The sequence below is a fragment of the Exiguobacterium sp. SH3S3 genome (assembly GCF_004337115.1).
GTDB classification, from domain to species: domain Bacteria; phylum Bacillota; class Bacilli; order Exiguobacteriales; family Exiguobacteriaceae; genus Exiguobacterium; species Exiguobacterium aurantiacum_A.
Genome location: NZ_SJUU01000006.1, coordinates 48,195 through 63,599, shown reverse-complemented (window position 1 = coordinate 63,599; position 15,405 = coordinate 48,195). Strand labels below are relative to the sequence as shown.

Below are 15,405 nucleotides of genomic sequence, written 5' to 3'. Positions count from 1 at the left end.
CCTTTTTATGATGAAGTTTTTAGACGAGATTGACAAGCCTCCAAGTAAGCGTCGACCGTTTCGGCGACTTCTCGCCCTTCGCGGATCGCCCAGACGATCAAGCTTTGTCCGCGTCTCGCGTCCCCGGCGACGAAGACGCCGTCTACGTTCGAAACGTAGTCTTGCTTCGCTTCGACGCCAAGTTTGCGCAATTCGGATTCAGGACGTTCAAAACCGATGGCGACGAGGACGAGGTCGGCCGGATACGTCTTAACTGAATCTTCGACGACGAAGAACGTCGCGTGTCCGTCCGGTTTGACGATCTTTTCCATCCGTTCCGTCTCGATGCCGGCGACGCGACCGTCTTGGCTAATAACTCGGTTCGAGCGGATCAAATACGTTCTCGGGTCATGCTCATAACGTTCGATCGCCTCGGCGTAAGCATAATCGACCGAAAGCGTGTCTGGTTGAAGTGGCCACGGACGTTCTGGCGCCCGGAACATGCCTTTTTCCGGGTGTTTGCCGAACTGTGTGACCGATTTCGCACCTTGCCGGATCGCCGTCGCGACACAATCGGCCCCGGTGTCACCGCCACCGATGACGATGACGTCTTTCCCGGCCGCGTCATACTGTGCGTCGATCATTTTTCCGCCGAGCACCCGTGTCGACTCGGTCAAATAGTCCATCGCCGGTTCGACGCCGGTCGCATCGTCCCCTTCGATTCCGAGCGTCCGCTGTTTCTGCGCCCCCGTCGCGAGGATGACGGCATCAAACTTGTGGCGGAGTGACTCGACCGTCACATCAACACCGACGTTGACACCTGTCTTAAAGCGGATTCCTTCCGCCGCCAGCAAGTGAATCCGGCGCCGGACGACGTCTTTATCAAGCTTCATGTTTGGGATTCCGTAAAACAACAACCCGCCCGCCTCGTCAGCTTTTTCATACACAGTGACGTGATGACCGATTTGATTCAACTGGTCCGCCGCAGCGAGACCCGCTGGACCGCTGCCGATGATGGCGACCGAGCGTCCGGTCCGCATCTGGACGAGGCGCGGCTGGACCCATCCTTCTTCGAACGCGCGGTCGATGATCGTCCGTTCGATCGATTTGATGGCGACCGGGTCCTCGCTGATGCCGAGCGTACACGACCCTTCACATGGGGCCGGACAAACGCGGCCCGTGAACTCTGGGAAGTTGTTCGTCTCCATCAACCGCTCGTAAGCGCGATACCAGTCTTGGTCCGAGACGAGCTTGTTCCATTCCGGAATCAAATTGTGGATCGGGCACCCGATCGTCTCTTGCCCGATCATGTCACCGACGTGACAAAACGGGGTCCCGCAGTCCATGCAGCGCTCGGCCTGCTTGACGATCGGTTCATCGTCCATCCGGGATGCATATTCATCATAGTCACGTATCCGCTCGAGCACTGTCCGCTCAGGGAGCGTCTCACGTGGGATATCGATAAATTTATGTCTCATACTACGCCTCCTTCAGTCACGACCCGGAACAGTTCGAGGGCACGGTCTGCCTCGTTCAGTTCCGGACGAGTGGCTTCAATTTGACGCATGACGTCAAGTACGTTCGCATAATCGCGAGGTACGATTTTGACGAAGCGCTTCCGCTCGTCATCGAACGACTCGAGGATACGACTCGCTTTCACACTATCCGTGTGGAATTGATGCATCTCGAGCAGCGAATAAATCTGTTCTGTGTCCTCATCGGTCAACTCGCGTTCGACCGCTACGAGTTCCGTGTTGACGAGTTGGTCATAGTCTTGGTCACCGTATAGGAAGGCGACACCTCCGGACATCCCGGCCGCGAAGTTGCGGCCGACCGTTCCTAGGACGACGACCGTCCCACCGGTCATATATTCACACCCGTGATCCCCGACGCCTTCAGTGACGGTGACGGCACCTGAGTTTCGGACCGCGAACCGTTCCCCCGTGTGTCCGTTAAAGAATGCCATCCCCGATGTCGCCCCGTACAGGCAGACGTTGCCGGCGATGATTTGTTCGCTCTCGTCGAACGGGGCATGTTTCTCAGCGATGACCGCGAGTTTCCCGCCGCTCAACCCTTTTCCGACATAATCGTTCGCATCCCCGATCACAGAGATCGTGATGCCATGAGGAAGAAATGCGCCTAAACTTTGTCCGGCCGATCCGCTCAGTCGGAGTGAGATCGTATCTTCAGCCAAACCGATGTTGCCGTGAACTTTCGTCACTTCGTAGCCGAGCATCGTCCCGACGGCCCGGTCCGTATTGCGGACCCGCCCGACGAAGAACGTCGGTTGAAGCGATTTGATCGAACGCGATACGGCTGGGATCAATTTTCGATGGTCGTACGACTGAAAAGCCGGATGAGGTAACTCTTCCTTCCCCGGTAACGCTGTCGGGACCGATAACATCGGTGTCAAATCGAGCATTTTCGCTTTCGCGTGCTCCTGTTTCCAGGCGCTCTCTTCTAGCAAGTCCGTTCGGCCGATGACCTCACCGATCGTCTTCGCGCCGAGCGAGGCGAGTATTTCGCGCACTTCTTCGGCGAGGAACGTCATAAGATTGACGACGTGTTCCGGTTTACCCATGAACTTTTGGCGAAGCGCCGGGTCTTGTGTCGCGACGCCGACCGGACACGTGTCCAGATGACAGGCCCGCATCATGATACAGCCGAGCACGACGAGCGGTGCCGTCGCGAACGCGTATTCCTCCGCCCCAAAGATGGCGGCGAGGACGATATCGCGTCCGGTCATGAGCTTGCCGTCCGTCTCGAGCGTGACGCGACCGCGAAGTCCGTTCAATGCGAGCGTCTGGTGTGTCTCAAGCAATCCGAGCTCCCAAGGAAGACCCGTATGCTTGATCGACGTCCGAGGCGAAGCCCCTGTCCCGCCATCGTAGCCGCTGATGACGATCGTGTCGGCGTTCGCTTTGGCGACGCCGGCCGCAATCGTTCCGACACCGGATTTCGAGACGAGCTTGACGCTCACTTTTGCTTGCGGATTGACGTGCTTCAAGTCAAAGATCAACTGGGCCAAGTCTTCGATCGAGTAGATGTCATGGTGCGGTGGCGGCGAGATGAGCCCGACACCTGGGACTGAGCCGCGCACTTCGGCGACCCACGGGTAGACTTTATTGCCCGGCAACTGCCCACCTTCCCCTGGTTTCGCACCTTGCGCCATCTTGATTTGAATCTCATCGGCATGATACAAATATTCGGCCGTGACACCAAATCGTCCACTTGCCACTTGTTTGATCCGACTGATGCGCTCGTTCCCGTCCGCGTCAGGAGTGAAGCGGTTACGGTTTTCGCCGCCTTCACCTGAGTTGCTCTTCCCGCCGATCCGGTTCATGGCGATGGCGAGCGTCTCATGTGCCTCTTTCGACAGTGAGCCGAACGACATCGCGCCCGTCTTGAAACGGCTGACGATCGAGGCGACCGATTCGACCTCGTCGATCGGGATAGGCTCTTGCGATTTAAAGTCGAACAACTGTCTTAAAAATTGACCGGATGCTTCGTGCTGTTTGACGTAAGCGTCATAGTAACGGCGTTCGTTCTCACGGCACGCCCGCTGCAACAAGTGAATCGACTTAGGGTTAAAGGCGTGCTCTTCTCCGTCGGCTCGCCACTGGAAATCTGCTCCCGCTTCAAGCGGACGGTCACGGCTAAACGCCGATTCGTGCTGACGCCGTGATTCTGCTTCGAGCTCCTTGAACCCGATCCCGGACAGTTGTGACGTCGTCCCGCGGAAATGACGGTCGATCAATGCGCGGTCGATGCCGACCGCCTCAAAAATTTGTGCTCCCCGGTAACTTTGCACGGTCGAGATCCCCATCTTCGACATAATTTTGACGATTCCATCGACTGCAGCCGTTTGATAGCGGCGGATTGCTGCTTCGACCGAGAACGAAATCAATCCGGCTTCTACCGCTTCCGCGATCGTCGCGTACACTAAATACGGATAGACCGCATCGGCCCCGTATCCGATCAAAGCGGCGGCTTGGTGCACTTCTCTCACTTCTCCGCTTTCAGCGATGAGACTGCATGACGCCCGTAAGTTCGACCGAATCAAATGTTGATGGACCGCGCTCATGACGAGCAGGGCCGGCATCGCGAGCGATGACTCGGACATGTCACGGTCAGACAAGACGATGACTTCAGCCCCATCTCGGACGGCCGCATCGACACGTTCAAACAATGACTCGAGCGAACGTTCGAGGTCTGTTTCATACGTTGTCGTGATGCGGGCGACGTTCATTTTCAACTTCACCGCCTCGACTGTCGCCGCGTCAATGATCGGATGTTCGAGCCAGACGCGGCGGGCGTGTCCCCGACCGGTATGAACCGGATTCGCTTGAGGACCGAGCCAAGTGAACGTCGCCGTAACGATTTTCTCGCGCAACGCGTCGATCGGCGGGTTTGTCACTTGGGCGAAGTGTTGCTTAAAGTAATGGAACAGTGACCGCGGTCGCTCTGACAAGACGGCGACCGGTTGGTCATGGCCCATCGAGCCGATCGGATCTTTTTTCTCGAGGATGAGCGGCACGAGATACTGCTCGATATCCTCTTTCGTGTATCCGAACGCCCGTTGTTTACGGTGCACCTGTTCGACGACCGGTTCATTCACAGGCTGGTCCGCAATCGTCGTCATCTGCTTCAACCATTTCCCGTACGGTTCGGCCCGGGCGATTGTCTGTTTGATCTCAGCATCCGGAATGAGACGTTTCGATTCCAAGTCGATGAGGAGGAGCTGCCCGGGACGGAGACGCTGCTTCGTCTTGACGTTCTCCGCATGGACCGGGATGACTCCGCTCTCAGACGACAGGATGAGTTCCCCGTCCATCGTCTCGATATAACGCATCGGCCGCAAGCCGTTCCGGTCCAAGATTGCCCCGATTTGACGCCCGTCCGTGAAGACGACGCCCGTCGGTCCGTCCCACGGCTCCATGATCGACGAATGATACTGATAAAAGTCTTTTTTGAACGGATCCATCGATACTTCGGCGAACGGCTCAGGGATGAGCATCATCGCCGTGTGTGCGATCGAACGACCGGTCCGAGTGAAGAACTCGAACGCGTTGTCGAGCATCGAGGAGTCACTGCCCGTTTCTTGGAGCACGGGGAACAGTTCGTTCACATCATCGAACAGGTCGGTCGAGGTCACACCTTCGCGGGCACGCATCGCATCGATATTCCCACGCAACGTGTTGATCTCACCGTTATGCACGATCATCCGGTTCGGATGGGCCCGCTCCCATGACGGGAACGTGTTCGTCGAGAACCGTGAATGGACGATCCCGAACGTGCTCTTATAAGCCGGCGATTGCAGATCGAGATAAAACCGCTCAATCTGGATCGGCGTCAACATCCCTTTATAAACGATCGTCTTCGTCGACAGGCTCGGAAGATAAAGGTTTAATTCGTCTGTTTTCTCGATCATCCGGCGAAGCTGATAGAGCGAGCGTTCGTTTGAATCGTAGTCCGCGAACGGGCACGACACGAACCATTGATAAATCGTCGGTTGTGTCACCCGAGCGTGTTCACCGATCGCCAAACTGTCGACCGGTACTTCCCGCCAGGCGATCGTCGCGAAATCGAGTTCATCGGCGAGTCGCTCCATTTGTTGTTGCTTGTCGCGCAACTTTGTCTCGTTCGGTTGGAAGAACACCATGCCGACCGCATAGCCCCCCGGCGCTGGCAAGTTCATCGTCTGAGTGAATAACTCGTGTGGCAACTCGGTCATGATGCCGGCCCCGTCACCAGCGTCGATGACGCCTTGCCCACCTCTATGTTCGAGCTTACAGAGCATCGATAGCGATTTGCTGACGATCTCGTGCTTTGTTTCTCCCATTAAATTGACATATAATCCAATACCGCATGCGTCTTTTTCGAATCGTGGATCGTACAAACTTGTTCGCTCCATCGAATCAGCCCCTCTCTATCCATCTTGTTCGTAATTTTTATTCTGTTCTAAATATTCTGAAAAATCAAGTATGTTGAATAGATTTTTGCATAACGGTAACGGGATGAATATTTTTTGTAAGCGGATACATATTTGATATCAAGGGATTTCTCAAAACAACTTATAATCCATAATGAATATTTATCCATCAAATATATTTATGTATAGGTTCATCAGAACTTGTTATTCCCAAAGAAAAAGATAGCCCGTTTTAGGCTATCTTTTTGCTTGTCATACTGTTTTTCTGGAGTGATGCAAAAACGAACGCGGCCGTTTCCAAATGATCAAGCCGACGTAACCGAGCGCGAGCACGATGAGCGCGCTCACGAGGACGACGTAAAGCGTCCCGTTGTCGATTCGGGCGAAGATGCCCACGTACGCCCAGGCGAAGACGAGCGGGTAGATGAAGTCGCGGTGCCACCACATGAACACCAAAGCGAGGACGACCCCGACCATGAGCATGAGTGACGTCCATGCCAACTCATCTAAGCCGAGCAACGTCGTAATCCGTTCCGTCTTCATGACGATGAAGACGTTAACGATCGTCGCGACCGACACCCAACCGAGGTAAACCGAGAATGGGAAACGGTCAAGCCAGCTCGTCGACGTGCGGAAGGCGATGTAATACAACCAAGCGAGCGTCGCTAAAAAAGCGGCCATGACGACGAGCGAGGCGATGAACCACTCGTTTGTGAACGCGAGCAGCCAAAGACCGTTCAAAATACACGACACGAGAAAACCTGCCTTCATCCGGTTAGCCTGTCGGTTCGCGACCGACCCTTTCTTCAATTGGAGTACGAGCCATACTGCGAGCGCGACGTAAATGAGTCCCCAAATCGAGAAAGCGTATCCGGCCGGCTTGAAATAAATATCGATCCGGTCTGACACGGCCGCGTTATTACCGCTCGCGAAGTAGTTGATGACGACTGTTGCTAAAAACGCCAGCCAGTTGACTAAAGGCCATTTTGACAAGTCCATAAATAGGATCTTCCGAAGAAGACCTGACACCTCCTTTATTAACATAGTATTCTATACCCGTGTGTCTCTGCTCATACACAAGCGAAATGAAAAAGAGACTCAAATAATGAGTCTCAATCAGTGTGAACTACTCACCACTTATTTGCTTCGCAACTTGAAGTGGGAGCTTCTTGGGAAGACCGTGCTTTGACCAGCCACGGTTGTGGACCAAGCTCGTCGGGCAGTCCCTGCCCTGGAGTGTTTCAGTCGGCGAGACGCAACAGGTTGAGGCTCGCGTTGACGTCGCGGTCATGGTGCGTGCCGCATACGGCGCATGTCCACTCGCGGACGTGCAGGTCCTTCTTGCCGCCGTTCTCGCCACAGGCCGAACAAACCTGGGTCGAGGCGAACCACGGGTCGGCCTGGATCAGTGTGCGGCCGTGGAACCTGCATTTGTAGGCGAGCTGGCGGACGAACTCGCCCCATCCGGCGTCCCCGATCGACTTTGCCAGGCGGCGGTCCTGCATCATCTCCCTCGGTTTCAGCGTCTCGACGACGACGACTTGGTTCTCGTCGACGATGCGTCGTGACAGCTTGTGGAGGAAGTCATGTCGGCGGTTCCGTACCTTTTCATGCTTTTTGGCCAATGGGAGCCGCGCCTTCTCGCGGTTCCGGCTGCCGGGCTTCTTGCGGGAGAGCGACACGAAGAACTTGCCCGTCTTCGTCATCGACACGGTCGCCGACCGGATCTCGCCGTCGAAGATTCGGTGCTGTGTGAAGCGGATGAACCCGACCTTCGGGAGCCGGACCCGGTCCCCCTCGATGCGGATCGTGCCGTGCTGGTTGTTCGTCGTGTAGGAGGCGCGCGCCTTCCGTCTCGACTTGAACACCGGGAAGCCGGCCGTCCCGGCGAAGAACTTCGCGAACGCCGCGTCGAGGTGAAGCTTCGCGTTGGCGAGCGCGAGGCTGTCCGCCTCGGCGAGGAACGGGAACAGGGGCTTGTACGAGGCGGGCACAGCCGATCGTCCTGACCAGGAAATCGGCCTGTTCCGCCGTCGGGTGGAGCCGGTATTTGTAGCCCTTCAGCATGTCTCCCCCTCCTCTCGGCCGATGATCGTGATGAACGCCTTCCTCATCCGATACCCGCGACGGGGGAAGGGAAATCTGACGGAATCACGAACTTATGTTCGTCATATCTGTCACAGGGGTGGCCAAGAGGTTTATGTACGGGCGATTCATCTCCCACCTACGCTGGGCCTCGCCCCAGACGCTTAGAGGTGGGAGAATTCTCGCTTAATTATGTTAAAATTCGATAGTATCAGGGTCTGGACCGATGCGTTCATGTGTCGCGACCGCATCGATTTTCGCCATATCGTCCGCATCGAGTGTGAAGTCGAAGACGTTGAAGTTTTCTTCGATCCGGTGTGGTGTGACCGATTTCGGCAAGGCGACGTTCCCTGTCTCTAAGTGCCAACGGAGGACGACTTGGGCCGGTGTCTTCCCATGCTTGTCAGCGATTTCGGCAAACACCGGGACATCGAGGAATTTTCCTTGCATGAGCGGGCTCCACGCCTCGATTTGAATACCTTCATCTTGGCAGTACTCGACGAGGTCCGGTTGCGGGAGTTGCGGATGAAGTTCGACTTGGTTGATGAGTGGCGTCATCAGACCCGCTTCTTTCAACGCTTCAAGATGATGCTCTTTGAAGTTCGAGACGCCGATCGCTTTGATTTTTCCGGCCTCATACAAGTCGACAAGATCTTTCCAAGCGGCGACGAAACCGTCGACCGGCCAGTGAAGCAGGCACAAGTCCAAATAGTCGGTCTCGAGGCGAGCGAGCGACTCGTCGAACGCATCCTTCGTCCGTCCTTGACGAATGTCCTCGTTCCAAATCTTCGACGTCAAAAAGATGTCGGCGCGGTTGACGCCTGAAGTCATAATCCCTTTGGCGACGCCTTCTTCGTTTTTATAGATAGCCGCCGTATCGATGTGGCGGTACCCGACTTTCAACGCCTCGGCGACAGCTTGCGGTGCCTCGGTCTCATTGTCTACTTGCCAGACGCCAAATCCGATCATCGGGATTTGAACGCCGTTTCGTAACGTTGCGAGTTGCATAAATCATTCCCCTTTCTAATCTGTCGAGCTGATTGTAACATACCCGACATCTTATTCCGAAAAACTAAATCGTCAAGTCTTTCCGTGTGAACCAGCCATAGCAGGAGACGATGATCAACACGTTCAGCGCTGTCAGCCAAAACAACGACAACCAAACCGAATCGCCTTGAATCAATGCGTTTGCGTCAAATAGAGAGAAGATCGACAGGTTTCGCAACCAGTCGAGTTGATCGCTGAAGCCTGAGAAGATGTTGGCAATCAAGAAGATTGAAAAGATGCCGCCTGTGACCATGTACGACCGGGTGCTGTCATCGAACAGGCTCGCGAGCACGTAAGCGAGCGACCCGAGGACGAGCAAGATGAGACCGGCGTTGAGTTGCAACGTCCACAACAGACCGCTATCGATGTTTAAGTCGAACAACACGTTCGCGAGCATGAGGCTGAGCCCGTTCAACCCGACGAACAAGACGGTCGCGATGACCAGCAAGGCGATACTCGCCGTCACGTAGCCGCTTCTTGAAATCGGGGCCGCCATGTAGAGCATGACCTCGCCCGAGTCGACCGGTTTGGCCATGAGCCTTGACGCGAACGTCAACGCGAACAAGATGGCGAGCACGTAGAAGATGAGCCCATAATAGTTCCCGGCGAGCAGGTTGATGACGTTGTCCATCGCGAGATTCGGGTCGATCTTGAACACGTCGAGCAGCTCTGGCGGTAGTGAATCGAGTTTCCCTTCGATCAGGCCGGTCTCTTGAATCGATGGGAAGATGGCCGCCAAGAAGAACAAGTACACACTCGTCCCGAGCGCGTAACCTAATATCCAACCCCGATTTTGCTTGAACAGTGACGATACGAGTACCATTTAAGTCGCCTCCCCGTAATATTGCATGAACATGTGCTCGAGTTCGTCGGTGCCGCTCGTCAAAGACGCGATGTCGTGACTTGCGAGCAGCTTGATCAAGCCGTTCAACTCTTCTGACGTCGATAACGACACCGTGACGAATGTCTGTTCACGTGTCCCGATCTGTTCGCTCAATTTGATCGCCGCCGCCTCGTCTTTCATGCCGATGCGATACGTCTTTTTGCTTCGCCGTTTCAGTTCCGCCATCTCTTCTTCGATGATCATCCGGCCGTCGCGGATGAGGGCGGCCCGGTCACACGTCTTCTCCATTTCCGGGAAGTGGTGCGAGCTCATCAAAATCGCTTTCCCGGCCGCTTTTTCAGCGAGCACCCAGTCGACGAGACGCTCTTGCATGAGCGGGTCGAGCCCGCTCGTCGGCTCGTCGAGGACATATACAGGAACGTCTTTCATGAAACACGTGACGATAGCGAGTTTTTGCTTCATCCCTTTCGACATCTTCCGGACTTTCAAACCCGTATCGAAAGCGAACACGTCGAGCAATTGACGCTCCCGCTCCGCACTCGTCACGTGAAGGCGTCTCGTAAGACGAATGACTTCTTCCCCGTTCATGTCTTGCGGGTAGTTGATCTCACCTGGCAAATAGCCGACGAGCGCCTTCACCGTCTCGGTCTCCTTCCAGCAGTCATGCCCCATCACGGTCGCTTTCCCTGAATCGGCGTGGAGCAGTCCCATCAAATGACGAATCGTCGTCGACTTCCCGGCCCCGTTCGGACCGATGAAGCCGAAAACGGTGCCGGGCTCGACACGGAACGAGACGTCGAAAATGCCGTGCGTCTGGTCAAACCGTTTCGTCAACTTTTCAATTTGAATCATTTCGCCCTCTCCTTTTTGAAATATAAACATGATATGATTACAAAACTAGTATATCACGTTATTTTTTGAAATGGAAATGGTATATTGATTACAAAACAATGGAGAAGAGGGATGAAGGTGGACGGTTTTACGAAACGGACAGAGACAAAACAACGGGCCATACTTGATGCCGCCAAGTCGCTGATGGGCGAGAAGCAGTCACGCTTCACGATCAGTGAACTTGCCCGCTCTGCCTCAGTCTCACCTGTCTCAATTTACAATTACTTCGGCTCGAAGGAACAAGTCGTCCTTCAAGTGCTCACGCGTCTGACCGAAGATGAGATGGGCTGGATCGATGAGCGCATCGGGGAACACATCCCGTTCGAGGAGTTACTGATTGAGATATTAAGACGGAAAATTGAATCGGCGGCATTGTTCGATGACGCGGTGTTATCAATCCTCACGGCCGACCCGTCGTGGCAACAACTCGCGGCCCGTGGCTATGCCGCGTTTCGAAGCTTGATCGAGTACGGCAAGACGACCGGGGCGATCGACCCAGACGTATCGACCGATGCTTACCTTCGTTACGTTCGCTTGATGCAACAGGCAGTTTTATCAGATCCAGATTTCACTTCGCACGAAATGACCGAGACGATGCAGGAGTATTTTCATTTTTTCTTGCACGGGATCATGCGACGAAGTGATTAAAAACAGGCGACAATCCGTGGATTGTCGCCTGTTTTATTCACTGCAGTTGTCGGTAGACATGGTCTTCTATCGGATAAAGCGACAGATCAAGTTCGCAGTCTCCCGTCAGCACCAAGTCAGCAAGCACTTTGCCGATAAACGGGCCGACCGTCAAGCCCGATGAACCGAGACCGTTGGCGACGAGTAATTTCTCCGCCCCCGGCACACGACCGAGAACCGGGATCGAGTTCGGTGTGACCGGACGGAAACCGACACGCGTCTCGATCAATTCGGCTTCGGCTAAGCCAGGCGCCGACTCCAGACCTTTTGCGAGCACTTCATGGACACCGACCGCCGTCGGGCGTGCATCGAACGCCTTGCCCCGTTCATGCGTCGAACCGATGACGACCCGACCCCCTTCGAACCCGAGCAAATACCGGCGTCGCGGCGGCATGACGACCGGCCAGTCCGATGCATCGACGTCTGTTAACTGGACGTGGACGATCTGCGCTTTCTCCCCCGCGACGCGTGCCGTATAACCGATCGGCTCGAGCAGTTCAGGCAACCAGGCCCCACACGCCAAAATGATTTCGTCCGCGTCGTAGCGGACGCCGTCACATTCGACGTGATAGCCGTCTTCTTCGACGAGAACGGCAGAGCCGTCGATAAGTTTCACGCCACGTTTGACGGCGACACGTTCGAGGGCCGCGCGCAACTTCTCGCCATCGACGCGGGCCCCGCCCTCGACGAGGAGCGCATCGTATTCATCTGACAGCGGTGGGAAAAGAACTTTCGCCTCTTCAGCCGACAGTCGAGTCAACTCACCGATCTCTGGTGCCTCTTCCCGGCGCAGCGTCGTCCGCTCAAGCATCTCGTTCAACTTCTTGTCTTCATGCAACGCGAGCGTCCCGACGCGTTTATAGCCGGTATCACGCTCACCCTCATTCATTAACTCGGCGACGACGTCTCTATAATAGCGGGCACCGCCTTTGGCGAGCGCGTACCAGGCTTTATTGCGGCGTTGGGCGATCCACGGACAGACGATGCCTGCGGCCGCGTCGGTCGCCCGGCCCACTTCTTTTCGATCGATGACGGTGACGTCGGCTTTCCCGGCCAAATGATAGGCAGCCGAGATGCCGACGATGCCCGAACCGATGATAATAATTTTTTTCATAAGTTTCGCCCCCTTTAATCGCGAGGGCGGTCACATCCTTTCCTGTCTTCCTAAAAAAATCATCGGCCCAAGGCCGATGATCAGTCTCGCATCGCGAGGCGGTACAATAAGTCGAGCAATTCGATATAGAGCCAGACGAGCGTTACAATCAATCCGAACGCCGCCACCCATTCCAACTGCTTCGGTGCCCGGGCTTCGACTTGACGTGCGATATAGTCGAAGTCGAGGACGAGCGCAAGTGAGGCGATGATGACGATGACGAACTGGACACCGATCGCGAGCGGTGACGACCCCGTCATGAACGGAAGTCCGGAACCGAAGAAACTCATGCCGATCTGGACGAGATACAATAGCATGACCGTGAAGATCGCGGCCGTGACACCGGCCCGGAACTTTTGCGTCACTTTGACGAGCCCGGTCGAATAGACGAACCACATCGCGAACGCGACGATAAACGTCGTCAAGACGGCGCGACCGACGATGCCCGGTGCCATCGCTTCAAAGAAGTACGAAATCGAACCGACGAACACCCCTTCGACGATGCCGTAGAGTGGTGCGACGACAGGCGCCGTGTTCGGTTTGAAGGTGATGATGAGCGCCATGATCAAGCCAAGAATGAGCGAGCCGATCATGAGTGGGAACAAGAGCGCTTCCCCGATCGTCGGAACGAGCAGCCATGTCGTACCAGCCGCGGCCGTCACGAGCAAGAGCAACGTGAACACTTTCGACCACGTACCGGCTTTCGTCATCGGCTCTGTGCTATAAGCAGTCGACTCCATCGATTTACGGAGAATTGGGTTAGATTTTAAGTTCAACTGTAGAAATCTCCTTTATTCTTTTTTCAGTTTTTGGTCATGACCTTGATAAACTCACGCATATAGTCGGGCAGATCTGGCGGACGACGGCTCGAGACGATATGGCCATCGACGACGACCGGCTCATCGTGCCAGATCGCGCCCGCGTTTTCCATGTCGTCTTTAATGCCCGGTGTACTCGTCACGTTGACGCCTTGAAGAATGTTGGCTGAAATCAATACCCAGCCCGCGTGACAGATTTGACCGATCGGCCGTTTTTGCTCATCCATGTAGCGGACGAACCCTTTCACCGAGTCGAAACGGCGCAACAAGTCGGGCGACCAGCCGCCCGGGACGAGCAACGCATCATACGACGAGATGTCGACGTCGTCGAACGCCACGTCCGACTTGGCCGGGACGCCATACTTCCCAATATAAGCGTGATCCGCTTTCTCGCCAGCGAGAATGACGTTCGCCCCTTCTTCACGTAACCGGTGGACCGGATACCAGAGTTCTAAATCTTCAAAGTCGTCACTGACGATCTGCAAAATATTCATACCTTGTAACTTCATCGAATCCCTCCCTTTAATTGTCTTTCCCTAGTATACCCGAAATCGGACATCCCGAAAACGAATAATCACTGTCTCGTAGCTGTATATCGATTTTACAGTCAAGAAATCATCTACATCTTGTGGTAGATGTGATAACGTTAGAGATGAATGATTGAAAAGGGGGCACACCTACCATGAAACAATACCACGACTTATGTAACCATATTCTCGACCACGGCGTCGTCAAAGAAGACCGGACCGGTACCGGCACGACGAGCGTGTTCGGCTATCAGATGCGCTTCAACCTGCAGGACGGGTTCCCGCTCATCACGACAAAGAAATTACATACGCGCTCGATCATCCATGAACTGCTTTGGTTCATCTCTGGCGACACGAACGTCCGTTACCTACAAGACAACGGTGTCCGTATCTGGAACGAATGGGCGGATGAGGACGGCAATCTTGGCCCGGTATACGGTGCCCAGTGGCGCTCGTTCCCGAAACCAGACGGCTCGAGTGTCGATCAACTCGCCCAAGTGATCGAACAGATCAAGACGAATCCCGACTCTCGTCGACTCGTCGTGTCTGCTTGGAACCCTGGTCAACTCGATGACATGGCGCTCCCGCCGTGCCATCTGTTGTTCCAGTTTTACGTCGCCGACGGCAAACTGTCGTGCCAGTTGTATCAACGCAGCGCCGACACGTTCCTCGGCGTGCCGTTCAATATCGCGTCATACGCTTTGTTGACGCACATGGTCGCCCACGTGACCGGTCTTGAGGTCGGCGATTTCGTCCACACGCTCGGTGACGCGCACATCTATCATAATCACCTCGAGCAAGTGAAGCTGCAGCTGACGCGTGACACGCGCCCGCTTCCGAAACTGAACATCTTGCGTGACGTATCATCGATCGAGGACTTCCGGTTCGAGGACTTTGAACTCGTCGGTTACGACCCGCACCCGCACATTAAAGGAGCGGTCAGCGTATGATCATCCATGTCGTCGCTTGTGGATCGAATCGTGAAATCGGGAAAGACAACGGCTTGCTCTGGCGCCTGCCTGACGACTTGAAATACTTCAAAGCCGTCACTACGGGTCAGACAATCGTCATGGGACGAAAGACGTTTGAATCGATCGGCCGGGCGCTCCCAAACCGGCGCAACATCGTCGTCACATCGAACCGTGAGTTTTCAGCACCCGATGTCGAAGTCTGGCACGACCTCGATCGCATCCTCACCGCGCGCGACACCGAGGACTTCTTGGTCATCGGCGGGGCGACGCTTTATGAACAGACGATGCCAGTCACCGAACGCTTCTATATTACCGAGGTCGACGGGACGTTCGAGGCGGACACGTATTACCCGCTCACGCCGCAAAATCTCATCGTCACGGACGAACGGTTCCATCCGAAAGATGAGCGGCATGATTATAGTTTCACGTTCCGCCAATACGACAAAAAAGACATCGAATGAGATCGATGTC

At 55.1% G+C, this 15,405-nt stretch carries 12 protein-coding genes and 1 pseudogene; 3 read left to right on the top strand and 10 right to left on the bottom strand.

Annotated features, from left to right (window positions below; translation table 11 throughout):
* Nucleotides 1-5: 5 nt before the first annotated feature.
* From EVJ28_RS07310 to EVJ28_RS07280, 7 genes and pseudogenes are all read right to left on the bottom strand, one after another.
* Nucleotides 6-1,457, bottom strand: coding sequence for a glutamate synthase subunit beta (locus EVJ28_RS07310; RefSeq protein ID WP_131443846.1), 1,452 nt, complete (start codon nucleotides 1,455-1,457; stop codon nucleotides 6-8).
* Nucleotides 1,454-5,893: a glutamate synthase large subunit gene (gene gltB / locus EVJ28_RS07305; protein WP_131457631.1), complete on the bottom strand. Its 4,440-nt coding sequence runs from the start codon at nucleotides 5,891-5,893 to the stop codon at nucleotides 1,454-1,456. The genes EVJ28_RS07310 and gltB overlap by 4 nt, the downstream gene beginning before the upstream one ends.
* 270 nt (nucleotides 5,894-6,163) lie before the next feature.
* Nucleotides 6,164-6,910, bottom strand: a complete 747-nt coding sequence (locus EVJ28_RS07300) for a TspO/MBR family protein (RefSeq protein ID WP_070327341.1) — start codon at nucleotides 6,908-6,910, stop codon at nucleotides 6,164-6,166.
* 242 nt (nucleotides 6,911-7,152) lie between these two features.
* Nucleotides 7,153-7,978 (bottom strand): annotated as a pseudogene (locus tag EVJ28_RS07295) (RNA-guided endonuclease TnpB family protein).
* Nucleotides 7,979-8,191: 213 nt separating this feature from the next.
* A complete protein-coding gene (locus EVJ28_RS07290) occupies nucleotides 8,192-9,004 on the bottom strand; it encodes an aldo/keto reductase (RefSeq protein ID WP_131470766.1) in 813 nt (270 codons plus the stop codon).
* A 64-nt stretch (nucleotides 9,005-9,068) separates the two neighbouring features.
* Nucleotides 9,069-9,866 carry an ABC transporter permease subunit gene (locus EVJ28_RS07285; RefSeq protein ID WP_071397415.1) on the bottom strand — a complete coding sequence of 266 codons (798 nt, stop codon included), beginning with the start codon at nucleotides 9,864-9,866 and terminating at the stop codon, nucleotides 9,069-9,071.
* Entirely contained in the window at nucleotides 9,867-10,739 is an 873-nt protein-coding gene (locus tag EVJ28_RS07280) for an ABC transporter ATP-binding protein (protein ID WP_236634082.1), read from the bottom strand.
* A 111-nt stretch (nucleotides 10,740-10,850) separates the two neighbouring features.
* On the opposite strand from EVJ28_RS07280, the gene EVJ28_RS07275 reads away from it, so the two are divergent.
* Nucleotides 10,851-11,426: a TetR/AcrR family transcriptional regulator gene (locus tag EVJ28_RS07275; RefSeq protein WP_236634081.1), complete on the top strand. Its 576-nt coding sequence runs from the start codon at nucleotides 10,851-10,853 to the stop codon at nucleotides 11,424-11,426.
* 37 nt (nucleotides 11,427-11,463) lie between these two features.
* On the opposite strand, the gene EVJ28_RS07270 is transcribed toward EVJ28_RS07275, so the two are convergent.
* The 3 genes from EVJ28_RS07270 to EVJ28_RS07260 form a co-directional block, all read right to left on the bottom strand.
* Nucleotides 11,464-12,579, bottom strand: coding sequence for an NAD(P)/FAD-dependent oxidoreductase (locus EVJ28_RS07270; RefSeq protein ID WP_131488523.1), 1,116 nt, complete (start codon nucleotides 12,577-12,579; stop codon nucleotides 11,464-11,466).
* A gap of 80 nt (nucleotides 12,580-12,659) precedes the next feature.
* Complete coding sequence (locus EVJ28_RS07265; protein WP_084812878.1) at nucleotides 12,660-13,394, bottom strand: Bax inhibitor-1/YccA family protein; 735 nt, start codon at nucleotides 13,392-13,394, stop codon at nucleotides 12,660-12,662.
* A 26-nt stretch (nucleotides 13,395-13,420) separates the two neighbouring features.
* The gene (locus EVJ28_RS07260; protein WP_131459073.1) at nucleotides 13,421-13,945 is read right to left on the bottom strand and encodes a type 1 glutamine amidotransferase domain-containing protein; all 525 of its coding nucleotides are present in this window, start codon (nucleotides 13,943-13,945) and stop codon (nucleotides 13,421-13,423) included.
* Nucleotides 13,946-14,118: 173 nt separating this feature from the next.
* On the opposite strand from EVJ28_RS07260, the gene EVJ28_RS07255 reads away from it, so the two are divergent.
* Nucleotides 14,119-14,913: a thymidylate synthase gene (locus EVJ28_RS07255; protein ID WP_131459072.1), complete on the top strand. Its 795-nt coding sequence runs from the start codon at nucleotides 14,119-14,121 to the stop codon at nucleotides 14,911-14,913.
* A complete protein-coding gene (locus EVJ28_RS07250; RefSeq protein WP_131459071.1) occupies nucleotides 14,910-15,395 on the top strand; it encodes a dihydrofolate reductase in 486 nt (161 codons plus the stop codon). Before EVJ28_RS07255 ends, EVJ28_RS07250 begins: the two co-directional genes overlap by 4 nt.
* The last annotated feature ends 10 nt before the right edge of the window (nucleotides 15,396-15,405 follow it).

Coding starts and splice junctions, on each gene's coding strand:
- EVJ28_RS07280 (WP_236634082.1), bottom strand. CDS start 10,739: ATGATTCAAATTGAAAAGTTGACGAAACGGTTTGACCAGACGCACGGC.
- EVJ28_RS07270 (WP_131488523.1), bottom strand. CDS start 12,579: ATGAAAAAAATTATTATCATCGGTTCGGGCATCGTCGGCATCTCGGCT.
- EVJ28_RS07300 (WP_070327341.1), bottom strand. CDS start 6,910: ATGGACTTGTCAAAATGGCCTTTAGTCAACTGGCTGGCGTTTTTAGCA.
- EVJ28_RS07290 (WP_131470766.1), bottom strand. CDS start 9,004: ATGCAACTCGCAACGTTACGAAACGGCGTTCAAATCCCGATGATCGGA.
- EVJ28_RS07250 (WP_131459071.1), top strand. CDS start 14,910: ATGATCATCCATGTCGTCGCTTGTGGATCGAATCGTGAAATCGGGAAA.
- EVJ28_RS07260 (WP_131459073.1), bottom strand. CDS start 13,945: ATGAAGTTACAAGGTATGAATATTTTGCAGATCGTCAGTGACGACTTT.
- EVJ28_RS07310 (WP_131443846.1), bottom strand. CDS start 1,457: ATGAGACATAAATTTATCGATATCCCACGTGAGACGCTCCCTGAGCGG.
- EVJ28_RS07285 (WP_071397415.1), bottom strand. CDS start 9,866: ATGGTACTCGTATCGTCACTGTTCAAGCAAAATCGGGGTTGGATATTA.
- gltB (WP_131457631.1), bottom strand. CDS start 5,893: ATGGAGCGAACAAGTTTGTACGATCCACGATTCGAAAAAGACGCATGC.
- EVJ28_RS07275 (WP_236634081.1), top strand. CDS start 10,851: ATGAAGGTGGACGGTTTTACGAAACGGACAGAGACAAAACAACGGGCC.
- EVJ28_RS07255 (WP_131459072.1), top strand. CDS start 14,119: ATGAAACAATACCACGACTTATGTAACCATATTCTCGACCACGGCGTC.